Consider the following 14,161-nt stretch of genomic DNA (forward strand, 5'->3'; position numbering starts at 1 on the left):
CCGCGCCTTGCCGCTGAAGGTGCTGCCGTCGAGCCACGGCACGATGGTGTCGGTCCGGGCCGCGACCGCGCCGTCGCCCTGTCCGGTCTGGCCCAGGCAGCCGGCGTGGTCTGCCCGGCTCTGCACCGCCGTGATGCGTCCGTCGGCGTCGAGGACCGGACCGCCGGTGTCGCCCTTGCAGATCCGGCCGCCGGTCAGCGCGAGGGTGGTAGCGGTGGCGCCGGCGCGGGTCACGCCGGAGGTGTGGGGGCTCCTGGGCAGCCACGCGGTGTCGGTACGGCCGTACCCGGCGGCGACCAGCGCGGCGCCGTCGGGGGAGGGGCTGCCGGCGAGCGTGGCGGGGGTGATGTCGGTGACGGGGGTGTCCAGGCGGGCGAGCAGGACGTCCCGGTCACCGCGGGGTATCAGGTAGTTGATTTTCACCGGGGCCCGCCCGGCGAAGTTGGCGGTGGCGTCCAGCGCGGGGGCGGCCGGGGCCCGCAGTGCCTTGGCCGGGTCGTCGGTGAAGCAACTTGCCGCGGTGAGCACCCAGGTGCGGTCGACGAGGGCTCCGCTGCAGTTGCGGCCGCCTTCCTGCCCCGGCGTGTTCACGGTGATCCGGGTCAGCCAGGGGCGGGCCGGGTCGCCGGTCAGCGGGGCGGGCTGGTACCGGCCGACGGCGATCTCGACGAGGGTGTGCTCGCGGGTCTGCGGGTCGGTGGGCTCGCCGACCGGCGTCCACTCGTTCTTCGGGACCTTGACCTCTTGCTTCTTGCCGTCCGGCGCGGTGAGGGTGATGTCCGCCGCCTGGTCGGCGCTGCCCTTGACCGAGAAGACGGCCGGGATCTCCAGCGCGAGGTAGCCGGAGGCGCCGGTGACCTGGAAGCAGGTCTTGTCGTTCTTCCGCGACCAGATCTCCATCAGGCCCGGGGAACTGCCGCACTCGGCCAGGAGGATCTGGCCGTCGCCGCGCTTGAGGGTGATCCCCTTCTCCGTCTTGATCTTGTCCGCGTCCGGGTAGGCGAAGTCCTCGATCGCGTAACCGGGTTCGCCGTGGGCGACCGTCGCCATCGACGGCACGAAGAAGGAGGTGTCGGAGGTGGCATTGACGGCAGCCATGCAAACTGCTGCCGCCGCACCCGTGGCGATGAACCGCCGTGTGAGCTTCATACAAGGTCCCTTGCTGAAGGTGGGCCGAGCCGCGCCCGCCCGTTTCGAGAGCAGGCCGTGTCACGCGCAGAGATGGCCGGGTTCGAGCGCGATCTCGCGCTGGGAGGCACTGGGAAAAAATACAGACAAGTCACACTAAGGCGCAGGAAGACTACTTGTGTCCCTTGTCACACCTTTACTTCGCTTATACAGATAGAAAACATCATCTTTATGCGCTTATCGTCGCAAGGGCGCATTGCCACGGCACTGCTCAACTCCTGCACTCATGACAGGACGTGGACGTGCTGATCACTCGTGAGCCTGCCCGTGACCTGCCGCCGGGCGCCGTCAGATAGGACCACCGTGGACACCACCTACTGGAGCAGGCGACGCGTACTCACCGTTTTGGCGGCCACCGGCACCGTCGCCGCCACCTCAAGTCTCGTCCTCAGTCCCCTCGCTGCCGCGGCAGCTCCGGCAGCGGCTCGCTCGGACGGCGGCACCGGTGACGATCCGTTCGCCCTGCCCGACACCGACCGGGCCAAGGCCGTCAAGGCGTGGATGCTCGGCGGCAAGGCCACCCGCGCGGCGGCCGAGCGGGCCCTCGTCGGGACCGACGCCGACATCGGGACCTTCCTGGCCGAGGAACTGCCCAGGGTGACGGTGGAGGACAACCGGGTCGCGATCATGACCGCCCTGGCCGGTGCCGGAAAGGGCATCCGCCGCGAAGCCGTCGCGGCGATCGAGGGCGGTGACGCGGCCATCGCGGCCTTCCTGAAGGGCGGGTTCAAGCCCGCCGTCCTGGAAGACCTGCGGGTGGCCACCTCGACGGTGATGGCGACCGGTGACAAGGCCGTACGCCGGGAAGCCGGCGCCGCCCTCGACGCCGGCACCCAGCCGGTCCTGGAAGCCTTCCTCACCGCGGGCCAGTACACCGCGCGCCAGGAGGACATGCGGGTGGAGGTGTCCAAGATGCTCACCGAGGCGGGGCCCGAGGTGAGGAAGTACGCCTCCCGCGCCCTGTCCGGATCCGCCCAGGACGTCGAGTGGTTCCTCGACACCGGGCAGCACATCGCGCGCGCCCGCGACCAGGAATCCGCAACGATCGAGGAACTCGTCGCCGTCGTCGAGCGCGAGGGCAAGCAGGCCGACGCGCAGGCCAAGCTCGCCGACGAGGCCTCCGCCCGCGCCGTCACGGCGGCCGAGAAGGCGAAGGAAGCCGCCCAGAAGGCGGCGGCCGAGGCCGAGGCCGCCCAGGAGGACGTAGTTACCTCGGGCAAGGCCGCCCGGAAGGCGGCCAGTGCCGCCAAGGGCGCCGCGGACGCAGCCCGTACCGCGATCCGCGCCTCGCACGCCGCCGTCGCCGCCTCCCGCCGGGCCGCCTACGCCGCGACCGCCGCGAGCCACGCGGCCGCCACCGCGGGCAGCGCCGCCGCCCACGCGTACCACGCCGCCATCGCCGCCTCCAAGAACGCCTCACAGGCGTCCGCCGCGAAGAACGCCGCGGTCGCCGCGCGCAACGCCGCGGCCAAGGCCCGTACGGCCGCGAAGGCCGCCGACCACGCCGCCGCCGCGTCCGCGCAGGCCGCCTCCGCCGGTGGCGCCGCCGCCTCCGCCGCCCGCAACGCCGCCTCCGCCGCCTCCAGCGCCGCCACGGCCGCCACCGCGGCCGGCAAGGCGCGCGCCGAGGCCACCGAGGCCAAGCGCCAGGCGGGCATCGCCAACGCGAACGCCGCCATCGCCACCAACGCCGCCGGCACCGCCCAGGCCCTGGCCAACGCCTCCGCCAAGGCGGCCCGTACCGCCCGCGACGCGGCCAACTCCGCCGCCGCCCACGCGGAGAAGTCCGCCGACGCCGCCGAATGGGCCGCCAAGTACGCGGGCCAGGCCGTCGAGTACGCGAAGAAGTCCCAGGATTTCGCCAACGAGGCCACCAGGGCCGCCAACAACGCCACCACGGCCGTCACCGAGGCCATCGAGGTGGAGAAGAAGGCCCGCGAGGCCGAGTGGCAGCGCCTGGACGAAGACGCGAAGCAGGCCAGGGAGGAAACCCGGCTGCTGGCCCAGATCGAGCAGCAGGAGCGGGCCGAACTCGCCGAAAAGCGCTCACAGGAAAAACAGACCGACCAGGCCACCAAGGACCTCATCGACCGGGCCGCAGCGGCACTGAAGGCCGGTGACCTCGCCCAGGCCGCCACGGTGGGCCGCCAGGCCGCCATCGCCCTGAGCAAATCGCACGGCACGTGGAGCAGGGAAGCGGCCCGCTTCGCCCTCGCGGGCACCGACGCCGACGTGCACGCCTGGATCGACACCGACCGGGCCCTGGCGCAGGGGCAGGACGACCGCGAGACCGTTCTCTACCTGGCCCAGATCTCCAGCCCGACCATCGCCGAAGCGGCGCAGAAGGCACTGGAGAGCGACGCCCCGGACGCCCCCACCACGTTCCTGGAATCCGGTGCCATCCAGGCAGCGGCGGACGACAACCGCGTCCAGATCTCCCGGATCCTGGCCACCGGGCCCGGCGCCGCCGTACGGCGCGCGGTCACCGCCGCGCTCGACGACGGCTCACCCAAGGCGCTGCACACCTTCTTCAACTCCGCCTACCAGGAAGCGCTGAAGGAGGACGACGCGGTGGCGACCGCGTCCATCTTGGCCAAGGCGGGCCCGTACACCAAGGCGCACGCAGAGGCCGCGATGGAAGGGCCCGCGTGGATACGCCGCAACTTCGTCGCCTCGGTGCAGTACAAGACCGCCCAGCTCGACCACGACTCCGCCACCCACATCGCCGCCATCCGCGGGGCGATCGCCGCCGCCGCGAAGATCGCCCACAAGGCGCAGGAAGTCGCCGCGCGCGCCCAGGAGGCCGCGGCCAAGGCGCGCGACGCGGCGAAGGACGCGCTGGAGTGGGCGGACAAGGCCCAGAAGTCGTCCGACCGCGCGAATTCCTACGCCAAGGAGGCGAAGGACAACGCGGACGCCGCCGACAAGTCGGCCGCCGCCGCGCAGGCCTCGGCGAACGAGGCGAAGAAGGCCGCCGCCACCGCCCGATCGGCGGCCCGGTCGGCGAACTTCTCCGCCAACCGCGCGCTGGGCGCGGCGCGCCGCGCGACGGCCTCGGCCAACAGCGCGCAGGCCTCGGCCGCCAGCGCCCGCGCCTCCGCCGTCCAGGCGGGCAAGGACGCCAGGACGGCCGCGGCGGCCGCGAGCCAGGCCCGCTCGATCGCCGCGGCCAAGCGTCAGGCCGAGATCGCCGCGGCGGCCAGAGCCGCGGCCGAGACCGCAAAGAAGGCCAGAGAGAGCGGCAAGAACCCGATCGACACGCCTGAGAACGACCAGGTCAAGGGCGACGACACCCCTGGTGGCGAAACGCCGGCTGGTGGGCCGACATCACGAACCGGGCCAGCATCGTTACCGGCTTCGCATCGGCCGGTCTCGGCGTCGCCGGCCTGATCTTCCCGCCCGCCGCTCCCATCCTCGAACCCATCGCGGGCGGTCTCGCCATCGCCTCCGTCGCGCTCGGCGGGCTCAGCGCGCTGTTCACGGGCATCGAACACGGCTTCACCAGCGGCGAGTTCTGGGCCTCCGCCGGAAGCGCGGCCCTGGGCCTGATCACCTTCGGCCAGTCCAAGTGGATCGGCGCCGCCGGCGCCAGTAAGGTCGTGACGAAGATTACGCAGTTCGGACACGACCTCGTTTCGCCGGTCACCGGCCTGCTGGGATCGCTGGGATTTTGACCCGATCCGCACTCGCAGGCCGCGGAGGCCGGTGCCTCGTACGGGGCACCGGCCCCGCGCCCCGCGTGCCGAAAGGACCACCCCGTGCTCGCATCCCTGCCCCTCGCCTACCTGGTACTCATGGCGGCCGCAGCAACGTTCCTCTTCTCTTTCGCCATGACCAGGTGGGTACCGGGCCGCAAAGGAAAGATCGTCTTCCCCGCCATCTCCGTCGCCTGCTGTCTGGGCATCATCCTGACCGGACAGCTCCAGCACCAGCACTGGTCACCGCAGCACATGCTGGTTCAGTACTCCTTCGGCTGGGTCGGGATCACGATCGGCCTCTTCCCTTCGCGGAAACTCATGCACCAGTACGCCGAGGAGATCAACCGGGGCGTGAAGCGGGAAAAGTACGACGTCCCCGCGCGTTACACCATGTTCGCCGTCTTCACCGTCATCGTCATGTGCTTTGTGGCGTACGCGCTGTCGTAGTGGAGGCGGCAAGACGCGCGCGATGCGCCGCCGGCCCGAGAACAACTCCGGCAGACGAGCCCTACGGTGTTCGCAGCTTGTCGGCTGTTACTGACCTGCCGACGTTGGTCGGGGTAGTGACAGGGGATCGTGCTGCGGCACATCGCACGGAGCCGCGCCGCGGCCGCTGCGTCCGTCCCGGCGGTAACCCGGACCTCAGGGGACGTCGCCGTCCCAGTCCCACCGGCTCGCGTCTCCCGGCCGGGGCTCGTACAGCGCCCGCCCGCCGGCGCCGAACTGCCCGATCTCCGTCATCAGCGCGGCCCCGCCGGCGATCTCCTGCGCTGTCCAGCCGGTGATGTCGAGCAGCAGTCCGTCCAGCGGCCCGCCCACCAGCTCCGCCTACGCACGGCCTGGCCGCGGACCCGGGTGCGGATCGTCGAAGTCCGTGCCGTAGACCCGGCCGCGCAGCAGTTCCTCATCCCTGTCCCTGTCCATACCGGCCAGGCTCCCAGCACCCACCGACAACCCGGACGCCCTTTACTCAGGTCAGCGAACGATGGCGGACCGGCCCGTCTCCAGGTCCAGGGCCGGTACGGGCTGGCGCTGATCATGCCGGCACGCGTCGTCGCGTCCGCGGTCGCGGGCCCACTCACTGATCGGCTTCATGCAAGGCACAGACCACCCCGGCCGCCCCTCGGTTCGTGTGTCGGCAGCGAATCACCCGGGAGAGGGAAGAACCGCAGCCGAGCGACCCCAGGCAGCACGGTGTTCGCTATGCGGAGGTGTCCGGCGGGCTCCAGATGTCCGGTCCGCCGCCGCGCCATTCGATGTCCGGCCCTTCCAGATCGATCTGGTCAGGGTCGGCGCCCGCCCGGCGCAGGAACTCCCGAAGATCGGCCGGTCCGTAGGTGAGGCCCAGGACGGTGCCGTCGGCGCCCACGCGCCGCCCGCCGGCCGGTGCCGGCGGCTGCACGATGACCCGGGGCGCAGAAGCATCCACCCCTCCACCCTGCGGCCGCCACCGGCCCCGTGCACCCGGAGGCCGCCGGGACTGGCCCTGCGGCCGTACGGCGTACCGCCCCGCGCGGCAGGCTGTTGACTGCGGTGCACTGGAGTGGGGCGAAGCGGCGTCCCGATGCCGGTGCCCGAGGCCCCGGTCACCGGCATCCACACCGGCGTCAGAAGTCCTGATCGCCGAGCGCGTCGGCGATACCGCGGTGCTGGCGCATCCGCTGGTACAGCGCTGCGAAGGAGCTGAGCGGTGTCTCAGTCTCCCAGTACCGCTGCCCCGCCACGGCCCGGGCCACCGCTGCGGCCGCCCCCTGGGTGACGCGCAGCACCCGCTCCCAGAGGTCCCGGCCGTAGAAGTGACCCGCGTGCTCGGTCAGCATGATCCGCTCGATCCGGCCCAGCTCGGTACGGGGGTCGTTGGTGGGCACGGTCTCGACGCACTTCAGAGCCTGCTTCGTCAGCAGCCCGGTGACCCCGCGCCCCTCCGGCGCGCACAGCAACACGCGGTCGGTCTCCGGCCCCACCAGGACCGCCGTCGTCGCCTGCTCGTAGATGGCGGCCGCCAACAGCGCGTTGACCAGACGCCGGTCCGGCTCAGCCAGGGTCAGCGCCCATTCCTCACTGGGCGCCGGCCGGCCGGCCTCCTCCAGGTAAGAAATCATCAGGGCGCCCCAGCTCACGCAGTGCTCCCACGTCGACTCCGGCATCCGTCCCGGGCCCCGCTCCCCCGCCTGTCCCTGCTCCGGATCCTGCTCCGGCCCCTGTCCCTGCTCCCCACCTGTCATGCCGCACACGGTAGACCGCCCGTCTTGGACCGGGCTGACCGACCAGGGTGGCGGTCAGCGAAGTGGCCACAGCATGGCGTGGAAGACGGGTGCGCCGGGCAGGCGGGGCCGGAGGTCGCCGAGCGTCTGCCAGCCCCATGACTCGTACAGCGCGTGGACCTTGGGATGGCACTGGCCGACCAGCAGCGTGGCGCGTTCTTCGGGCCGGTCGGCCAGCAGGGCGTCATGCAGCTGCTTGGAGACGTCGGCGCCAGGGGGCGCGGACCATCAGCTCGCTGAGCGCGTACGTCCGACTGCCGGTCTCCTCGGTGACGTCCGGAGCGACGTCAGTGAGCAGGCCGCCCCACCACGGGGCGCCGGCCGCCAGCGGGGCACCGTAGGCGTAATCGGCGGCTTGGTCGCCGTCGTAGCCGACCACGCACGTCCAGCCGGGCTTCGTGCTCCAGGCGTCAGCCCTGGGCGAAGCGGTCGACGGTCGCGAACGGATCGGTCTTCGCCGCCTCGGCGTACACCTCCAGCAGCAGCGGGCGCAGCTCGGCGGCGTGGCGGTGGTCGTAGTGCCGTATGGCCATGCCGGCGGTCACGGGCGGCTCCTGAGTGGTGAGGGTGTGCTGGACGGCGGCGATCCGGCCGGTGATGCGGCGGCTGTCGAGGGATGTGGCGTCGAGGGCCGCGACGGTGTGCGCGGCCTGCTCGTGCTCACTCTGGGCCAGGTGGATTTCGGCGAGCTGGACGCCGTAGTAGGCGCGGGAGCGGCGCATCGCGGGCGGCAGCAGGTCCAAAGCCTGGACGGTGGCGGCCTGCGCCTGGTCGTAGTGCCCGAGTGCCTGGTGCCGGCGTCGGTCAGGGGACGCGGCGGGCCGCGCCCCGCCGGGTGGCGTCAGGCGCCGTAGAGGGCGAGGAGGGGGTGAGGCCGGGCCCGTTGCGGTTGTCCTGCACAGTGCCGTACTGGATCTCCTGGAGGTTCGCGTAGCGGCGTCCGTTGATCAGGGCGTGCTGTGCGCGGGGAACGGTCTCGTTGGCCATACCCTGGTGCACGATGTGCGACAGGCGCGCCCAGTTGGTCTCCAGGTCCACGCCGAACCCATCGATGTTGGCGTAGTAGCCCTGCCCGTCGTTGTCGCTGCCCGCGCCGATGCTCCGGCCGATGCGGTTTTCGATCCAACCGAAGCGGGCGGCTTCGGCGGTGGCGCCGATGATGTAGGCGATCTCGGGCCGCGCCTCATGCCAGTTGCCCGGCGTGAGCTGCGCCATCACGTTGAGGTACTCGTGCACGTTGGTCGCAGCGTACCGGGCTTCGCCACGGGCCGTGTCGGAGGCCAGGTCCCTGTAGTGATTGCTGTAGGGGAGGGTGCGGAACAGCATGTTGCCCTGGTTGTTGTAGTGCTGGGTGAAGCCCGTCACCAGTGCCGCCGGGGCGTTGTTGAAGCGGTAGTTCTGCCCCACCACCGTGAAGCCGTCGAGGTAGAGATTGTCCGCGCGGAAATACAGGGACAGCCGGTGCTGATTGGTTTCGCTGCGGTCCCTGATCCTGACCTCGATGTAACGGCCGGTGCCCTGCGGCATGCTGTCGCGCACCTCGTTGAGGATCTGATGGCTGGAGATATCCCGGAGGCGGGCGATCATGACGCGGTAGGTGCTGGCGGCGCCCGGACTGGCGACCTTGTTCTTCATCCCCGTGATGTCCCACTCGATGGTGGTCCATGGCTGGGTGGTGTCCGCGCGCGCCGGTGTCACGTCGGCGTTCACCAGCACGCAGGTGGCGAGCAGGGCAAGACACAGAACGCCAAGTCGCCTGCCGACGCGGCGTATGGCGGATATCGGATGCATTAAAGCTCTCCCATGATGCTTCTGCACGGAGACCCACAGTGAGACTCCGCAATAACCTGACGGCAAATAAGCAGCCAGTGGTGGGGACGCATGACAGCCGCCGCTTCTGCCCATCGGCGACAGGCCGCCTGAGCAGAAAAGGCAGCCCGAACCGACCACCGAAGCCGAGGCGGGCAACGCCACGGCCACGGCGGATGTCCATCACTTTGTCCTGTGAACCTAATGGTTTTCTAATGTCGGCCTCGGTACCGCTCTCGCTGTGGCCCCGCCCGCTTGTATGGGCGCCTGCCAGCAGGCAGGTCAGGGGCCGGATCACCGCGAGCCGAAAGGCCTGCCTGGACGCGGTTGTCGGCTTCCAGCGCGGTGAGGATGCGGCGCACGTGGGTCTTGACGGTGCTTTCGCGCATGCCCGGGCGGGTGGCGATGTCCGCGTCGGTGTCGCCTTGGGCCAGAAGCCCAAGGAAGGTGTTGGGCTTCTAGGCGCCGCGCGCGGCGCCGCCCGCAGCCGATACGCGTCGGCGAGCTGCTCCAGACGCTCGCGTTGCTCCGGCGACGGGGATGGCGAGCCGGTCGACGCCGGTCGAGACGGTGCCGCAGTCCTCGCGGTGGCCAGTTGGCGCGTCGCCGTCTTCGCGGGCCACGGCTGAGAACGCCAGCGGGTCAGTGGGGCGGCAGGAGCATGGCGTGGACGAGCGGGACGTCGGGGATGCGGGTCAAAGGTCGCCGGGGTGCTCCAGCCCCAGCCCTCGGAGAGCGCGTGGGCCTTGGGATGGCTCGGGTCGGCCAGCAGCGTGGCGCGTTCTTCGGGACGGTCTCCGAGCAGCGCGTCTGCAACTGCTTGGCGGCACCGGCCTTGCACCAGGAGGAAGCGGATCACCAGCTTGCCAAGCGCGTACGTGCGGCTGCCGATCTCCTCCGTGGCGGTCGGGGTGACGTCGGTCAACAGGCCGCTCCGCCACAAGGCACCGACCGTCAGCGGCGCCGTAGGCGTAACTGACGACCACGGCCTCAGCCGTGGGCCAGGGCGCGGAGCATCATGGTGTAGACCGGGGCGTCGGCGAAGGGCTGCTGGTTGCCGAGAACTCGGTAGCCCCACTGCTCGTAGCGCCGCCGCACCCCGGGTGGGACGCGTCGACCAGCAGCGTGACGCGCTGCTCCGGCCGGCCGCGCAGGAGCCGTTCGTGGAGTCGGTGTGCCTCGCCGGTGCCGCGCCAGGGGCGGCGGACCATGACCTCGAAGACCGCGAAGGTACGCCGGCCGTCCTCGCGGGTGAAGTCGTCCGGCAGCGGATCGGCGGCGGAGTTCCACCAGGCGGAGCCGGCCGGCAGCGGGGCACCGAAGGCGTACCCGGTCACCCCTCCCCCGCTGTCTCCCGTGCGGCCGAGGACAGCGCACCAGCCGTCCAGGGAGGCGTACATGTCGGCGCGCTCGGCGAACCGGTCCATGTCATGGAAGTGAAACGTCTGGTCCTCATCGGCGTAGATCTCGCGGTAGACGTCGAGCAGCAGGCTGCGGACCTCGCGGTACCGGTCGGCGTGGACAAGCTGCAGCAGGCTCTCGGACACGACGCTCATCTCCTACCGGGAAGGCGGGGCGGTGCGGTGCAGCCAGTCGGCGGCGGCCGGCTCGTACGGCGCGAGGGCGGACAGGCGAGTGCGGACCTGGCCGAACAGGGTGCGGATGCGCGCGGAGGCCGGGGCCGGCCCGGCCAGGGCGAGGGCCTGGTCGGCGGTGGCGCATGCCCGCTCGGCGTTGCGCTGGGCGGCCTGGGACAGGGCGAGCGTGGCGGTGTAGTAGATGCGGTTGCGGACCAGGTCGGGGTGCAGCTGGGCCAGGGCGTGGTGGGCGCGGTATTCGGCGAGGTCGTACTGCCCGAGGCGCTGATGCAAGACGGCGGCCAGGCCGTGGAGTTCGGCCGCGTCGAAGAAGCGCAGCCAGCCCGGGCGCCAGGCGGTGGTGTCGGCGCGGGTGAACGAGCGCTCGGCGTAGCCCAGGGAGCGCAGGACGGCTTGCCGGTTGCCGGTGCGGGCGTGGCAGGAGGCGGTGCGGGCGTGGGCGAGGGAGGCGTAGAGCGGGTCGCGGGCGGCGGCGCGGGAGGTGCGGGCGGCTTCGGCGGCCGCCAGGGCGTCGGTGTGCCGGTCCTGCTGCGTGGCGAGCATGCTGATGTTGTGCCAGGCGCGCAGTCCGGCGTCCGCGTCATGCGCCATTCCGGCCAGGGCGAGCGCCCGATGCAGGTAGACAGTGGCCCGGGCGGGATTGTGGGTGTCGATCGCCGCCCAGGCCGCCGTGGTGGTCGCATCCGCGGCCAGCGCGTACAGCGCGCCGCGGACCCGGGATGAGGCCACCGTGCGTCGCAGCAGTTCCTGCGCCTGGTCGGCGCGGCGCAGCGCCGCATTCTCCAAGCCGCGGCTGCCGCCGTGCGCATCATCGTGGTGGGCCAGGGTGTCAATCCGTGCGCGCAGGCGCCGGACGTCGCTCATGCCGACCGCGCCGCTCCTCGGCAGGGCGCCGCCACCGGCCGCGGTCACAAAGCGGCGTCGGCGCACCTCGTCCTCCTCCCCGGCAGCGGTACGGGGAACGAACCCTAAGCCGGTCGCCGGATGGCCGGTCACCATCTGCAGGGCTTTGCGCTGGCGGGCCTGGGGCCACGGGGTCTCCCCGGACAGCCAGCGAAAGACGGTCCGGTCGCTGATGCAGCCACGTCGGCCGGTCAGCTGTTCCAGGGCCGCATTCACCCGGTCGGCCAGCTCGATGGTGGTGATGACGTGCTCGTCCATCCAGTCCCCGAGAGCCTGGTTTCTCGCTCGCTCCATGAGGTCACGGTAGGGCGTCGGCCAACTCCATACGGGCAAAGGACGGGTCAACTTGTCAGAAGGCCGACAGGGCGAGCGGAGTGCGGTTCGTCATGGCCCGCACGCCTGCTGCGGCGTTGTCTGTGCGTAAGCCGTTCCGGCGTGCTCCGGTCCCCGCCGCGCGCCGGAACGGGCAGCGCACACGAGAAGGCAGCGCACATGGACCAGCAGCACATCCTGTATGACCCCGACGGCCTCTGGGAGCAGGCCCTGCCGCTCGACCGCGAACCGTACCTCTCGCTGGTCACAGCCGTCCTGGCCTGGACCGGCCCGGAGCCGGTGCTCCACCCCCGCGACTATGAACAGATCAACCTGCAGCTGACCGGGCACGCCCGGGCCGTGGCCGGCGACGTCCAGCGCCGCTGCGCCGCACTTCCCAAGAACAGCAAGATGCGGGCCCTGGCCGAGGTCGTCCTCGGCGAAGCCGAACGCCGCCTGGCAGCGCAGCCGGACGCCACGGTCGCCTGTGTGCAAAACCGTGCCCGCCTCGTACGGGCACTGTACAAACGCCTCGACCATCTGAAGGCTGCCGAACGGCCCGCCCCCGCCACTACAGCGCCCTGAGGAAGCGTTCCAACTACCCGCCCGCAGCCCCCGCACCGCCATCAGCTCCGCCCAAAGCACCCAACACGCCCAACGCCGCATCGTCCTCGACCTGGAATCCTGCGCCTTCTCCTGCCCCGGACCAGACTGGCCGCGCCCCCGGCCGGAGACCATCAGACGGCTTGCCCGCCCGTACACAGACGGGCGGGCAAGCCGTCGTTCCTGCATCTGGTCAGGAGCGCTGTTGAGGACGGAGGCCAGGCGGCAACAGCGTACCGATGTCTGTATGCGCCAAGGCGACCTGTTCCCTCGCCAGGTTCTCCGCACCACGCAGGTTCGCGCCGGTGAGGTCCGTGCCGCGCAAGTCCGCATCGCGCAGAGATGCACCGCGAAGCTCCGCAGTGGTCAGGTCCATGCCTCACACATCAGGTCCTGGCGCCGGGCCCTGACACACGGCTTCGGCCCCGTCCACGAGACCCTGACCACAGAGATCGACCGCAGCACCCGTCTGTGGGTGTGGGAGGAGGCCGTGGTCCCCGGCCTGCTGCAGACCGCGGTCTACACCCGGCACATCCTCAAGCGGTACGCGGGACTCCTGGCTCCGGCAGTGGACATCGACGCCGCGGTCCGCACACGGGTCCAACGCCAGGAATGGCTGTACCGGGCAGGCCGCACGCTGCACGTCATCACCTGGGAAGCCGCCCTGCGCGCACTGATCTGCCCGCCGTCGACACTGGCCGCGCAACTCGACCGGCTCACATGCCTGATCGGCATGGACACCGTGGAACTCGGCGTCATCCCCTTCAGCGCCTCCCTGAAGCTCCCCGCCGCCAACGGCTTTTGGATCTTCGACGACCGCCTCGTGGTCACCGAGGACTGGCACGCTGAGGTGTGGCTGGACGACGCGGACAGCATCGCCCTGTACCGCAAGGCGTGGCACACCCTGCGCGAGTCCGCCGTCTACGGCACTGATGCCCACAACATCAGCACCGCCCGACGCGCCCTGACCACCACATGAGCCAGCAGGCTCCCACCGGAATACACGAACTTGAGGGTGCATGCCCTCACACGGCTGTGCCGTCGTGGAATGTCGCCGCCTCGGGGCGTGCCGACGTCGTCATACGGCGTACGCCCGGCCCCTCCTGCGGCAGTCGGGTAACGGCATCCCGCAGAGGGGCAGTGTCCCCTGCGAACGCGGTGATTACTCGGCGGCTCTCAGCGCTCACGGCCCGCTCCCTGCCCTGATCAGGCCGGGGCGTGTGGTGCTGCTGGTTGGCAGGGTCGGCCGCGTCTGCGGCCGGCTGCTGCGGCTGCGGCTGCGGCTGCGGCTGCGGTCCATCGGCGATGATGCGGCTAGGGACGCCTGCGGCCGGAAGGTGAAGTCGAGCGCGAACAAGGGGGTCACCTTGCGTCGCTCGATCTCTTCGACCGGCTGGCCCAGGGCGGTCGCCAGCCGGACCGCTTTAGGGTCCACGCCGTCGTCCAGGAGCCCGCGCTCGATCCGGTCGGCGTCCGGGTGCCGCAGATGCCCGAAGACCAGCTCCATCTGCCGCTCGCTCACCGCCTGCCCGGCGGACAGCCCGAGCGCGGCCAGGCCGCGCCCCATCCACACCCCGGGCGGAAGCCCGGCCTTCTCCAGGGCGCCCTTCAGGGGCCGGCCGGACGGACGACGGCCGTCACCGAAGGCGACCCCGCGCACGTAGTAACGCCACGCATTTCGCCTCTGAACCTTCGCAACACTCAGCATCCCGGCAGCGAACACCAGCTCTGACCTGGGCAAAAGACCGATCCCGTGAGGCGGGAAATTCACCGGAAGTTCACGGCC

13 protein-coding genes and 3 pseudogenes are annotated in these 14,161 nt (G+C 71.1%); 4 read left to right on the forward strand and 12 right to left on the reverse strand.

The window, feature by feature from the left end; genetic code table 11:
- Positions 1 to 1,149, reverse strand: a 1,149-nt coding sequence (locus ACEXOX_RS47170) for a trypsin-like serine protease (protein ID WP_406527124.1), incomplete at its 3' end; no start/stop codon positions are given.
- A gap of 342 nt (positions 1,150 to 1,491) precedes the next feature.
- Here ACEXOX_RS47170 and ACEXOX_RS47175 point away from each other — a divergent pair.
- Together ACEXOX_RS47175 and ACEXOX_RS47180 are read left to right on the forward strand one after the other, a co-directional pair.
- On the forward strand, positions 1,492 to 4,578 hold the full coding sequence (locus ACEXOX_RS47175) for a hypothetical protein (protein WP_406527125.1): 3,087 nt from the start codon (positions 1,492 to 1,494) through the stop codon (positions 4,576 to 4,578).
- A 368-nt stretch (positions 4,579 to 4,946) separates the two neighbouring features.
- Positions 4,947 to 5,333: a hypothetical protein gene (locus ACEXOX_RS47180; RefSeq protein ID WP_406527126.1), complete on the forward strand. Its 387-nt coding sequence runs from the start codon at positions 4,947 to 4,949 to the stop codon at positions 5,331 to 5,333.
- 195 nt (positions 5,334 to 5,528) lie between these two features.
- Here ACEXOX_RS47180 and ACEXOX_RS47185 read toward each other — a convergent pair.
- From ACEXOX_RS47185 to ACEXOX_RS47225, 9 genes and pseudogenes are all read right to left on the reverse strand, one after another.
- A pseudogene (locus ACEXOX_RS47185) lies at positions 5,529 to 5,810 on the reverse strand (hypothetical protein).
- Positions 5,811 to 6,087: 277 nt separating this feature from the next.
- On the reverse strand, positions 6,088 to 6,315 hold the full coding sequence (locus tag ACEXOX_RS47190) for a hypothetical protein (RefSeq protein ID WP_406527127.1): 228 nt from the start codon (positions 6,313 to 6,315) through the stop codon (positions 6,088 to 6,090).
- Positions 6,316 to 6,493: 178 nt separating this feature from the next.
- Entirely contained in the window at positions 6,494 to 7,111 is a 618-nt protein-coding gene (locus tag ACEXOX_RS47195) for a hypothetical protein (protein ID WP_406527128.1), read from the reverse strand.
- A gap of 223 nt (positions 7,112 to 7,334) precedes the next feature.
- Positions 7,335 to 7,529 (reverse strand): hypothetical protein, encoded by a 195-nt coding sequence (locus ACEXOX_RS47200; RefSeq protein ID WP_406527129.1) that lies wholly within the window; start codon positions 7,527 to 7,529, stop codon positions 7,335 to 7,337.
- A gap of 31 nt (positions 7,530 to 7,560) precedes the next feature.
- Positions 7,561 to 7,893: a hypothetical protein gene (locus tag ACEXOX_RS47205; RefSeq protein ID WP_406527130.1), complete on the reverse strand. Its 333-nt coding sequence runs from the start codon at positions 7,891 to 7,893 to the stop codon at positions 7,561 to 7,563.
- Between the two features lie 61 nt (positions 7,894 to 7,954).
- Positions 7,955 to 8,941: a ribosome-inactivating family protein gene (locus ACEXOX_RS47210; RefSeq protein ID WP_406527131.1), complete on the reverse strand. Its 987-nt coding sequence runs from the start codon at positions 8,939 to 8,941 to the stop codon at positions 7,955 to 7,957.
- A 317-nt stretch (positions 8,942 to 9,258) separates the two neighbouring features.
- Positions 9,259 to 9,402: pseudogene (locus ACEXOX_RS47215) on the reverse strand (LuxR C-terminal-related transcriptional regulator); the annotation flags it as partial.
- Between the two features lie 573 nt (positions 9,403 to 9,975).
- Positions 9,976 to 10,515 carry an N-acetyltransferase gene (locus ACEXOX_RS47220; RefSeq protein ID WP_406527132.1) on the reverse strand — a complete coding sequence of 180 codons (540 nt, stop codon included), beginning with the start codon at positions 10,513 to 10,515 and terminating at the stop codon, positions 9,976 to 9,978.
- Positions 10,516 to 10,518: 3 nt separating this feature from the next.
- Positions 10,519 to 11,754 (reverse strand): hypothetical protein, encoded by a 1,236-nt coding sequence (locus ACEXOX_RS47225; RefSeq protein ID WP_406527133.1) that lies wholly within the window; start codon positions 11,752 to 11,754, stop codon positions 10,519 to 10,521.
- Between the two features lie 198 nt (positions 11,755 to 11,952).
- Between ACEXOX_RS47225 and ACEXOX_RS47230 the strand changes: the two genes are divergently transcribed.
- Entirely contained in the window at positions 11,953 to 12,357 is a 405-nt protein-coding gene (locus ACEXOX_RS47230) for a DUF6415 family natural product biosynthesis protein (protein ID WP_406527134.1), read from the forward strand.
- A 211-nt stretch (positions 12,358 to 12,568) separates the two neighbouring features.
- Here the strand turns inward: ACEXOX_RS47230 and ACEXOX_RS47235 are convergent, their stop codons facing one another.
- Positions 12,569 to 12,751: a pentapeptide repeat-containing protein gene (locus ACEXOX_RS47235; protein ID WP_406527135.1), complete on the reverse strand. Its 183-nt coding sequence runs from the start codon at positions 12,749 to 12,751 to the stop codon at positions 12,569 to 12,571.
- A gap of 3 nt (positions 12,752 to 12,754) precedes the next feature.
- On the opposite strand from ACEXOX_RS47235, the pseudogene ACEXOX_RS47240 reads away from it, so the two are divergent.
- Positions 12,755 to 13,354, forward strand: a pseudogene (locus ACEXOX_RS47240) (DUF5753 domain-containing protein); the annotation flags it as partial.
- 204 nt (positions 13,355 to 13,558) lie between these two features.
- On the opposite strand, the gene ACEXOX_RS47245 reads toward ACEXOX_RS47240, so the two are convergent.
- Positions 13,559 to 14,083 carry a relaxase domain-containing protein gene (locus ACEXOX_RS47245; protein ID WP_406527136.1) on the reverse strand — a complete coding sequence of 175 codons (525 nt, stop codon included), beginning with the start codon at positions 14,081 to 14,083 and terminating at the stop codon, positions 13,559 to 13,561.
- Positions 14,084 to 14,161 lie beyond the last annotated feature (78 nt).

This window comes from Streptomyces sp. Ac-502 (genome assembly GCF_045222935.1).
GTDB classification, from domain to species: domain Bacteria; phylum Actinomycetota; class Actinomycetes; order Streptomycetales; family Streptomycetaceae; genus Streptomyces; species Streptomyces monomycini.

What these genes read in the sequence shown, in the direction of transcription:
- ACEXOX_RS47230 (WP_406527134.1), top strand. Translation starts at nt 11,953, where the DNA reads ATGGACCAGCAGCACATCCTGTATGACCCCGACGGCCTCTGGGAGCAG.
- ACEXOX_RS47195 (WP_406527128.1), bottom strand. Translation starts at nt 7,111, where the DNA reads ATGACAGGTGGGGAGCAGGGACAGGGGCCGGAGCAGGATCCGGAGCAG.
- ACEXOX_RS47210 (WP_406527131.1), bottom strand. Translation starts at nt 8,941, where the DNA reads ATGCATCCGATATCCGCCATACGCCGCGTCGGCAGGCGACTTGGCGTT.
- ACEXOX_RS47235 (WP_406527135.1), bottom strand. Translation starts at nt 12,751, where the DNA reads ATGGACCTGACCACTGCGGAGCTTCGCGGTGCATCTCTGCGCGATGCG.
- ACEXOX_RS47220 (WP_406527132.1), bottom strand. Translation starts at nt 10,515, where the DNA reads ATGAGCGTCGTGTCCGAGAGCCTGCTGCAGCTTGTCCACGCCGACCGG.
- ACEXOX_RS47245 (WP_406527136.1), bottom strand. Translation starts at nt 14,083, where the DNA reads ATGCTGAGTGTTGCGAAGGTTCAGAGGCGAAATGCGTGGCGTTACTAC.
- ACEXOX_RS47225 (WP_406527133.1), bottom strand. Translation starts at nt 11,754, where the DNA reads ATGGAGCGAGCGAGAAACCAGGCTCTCGGGGACTGGATGGACGAGCAC.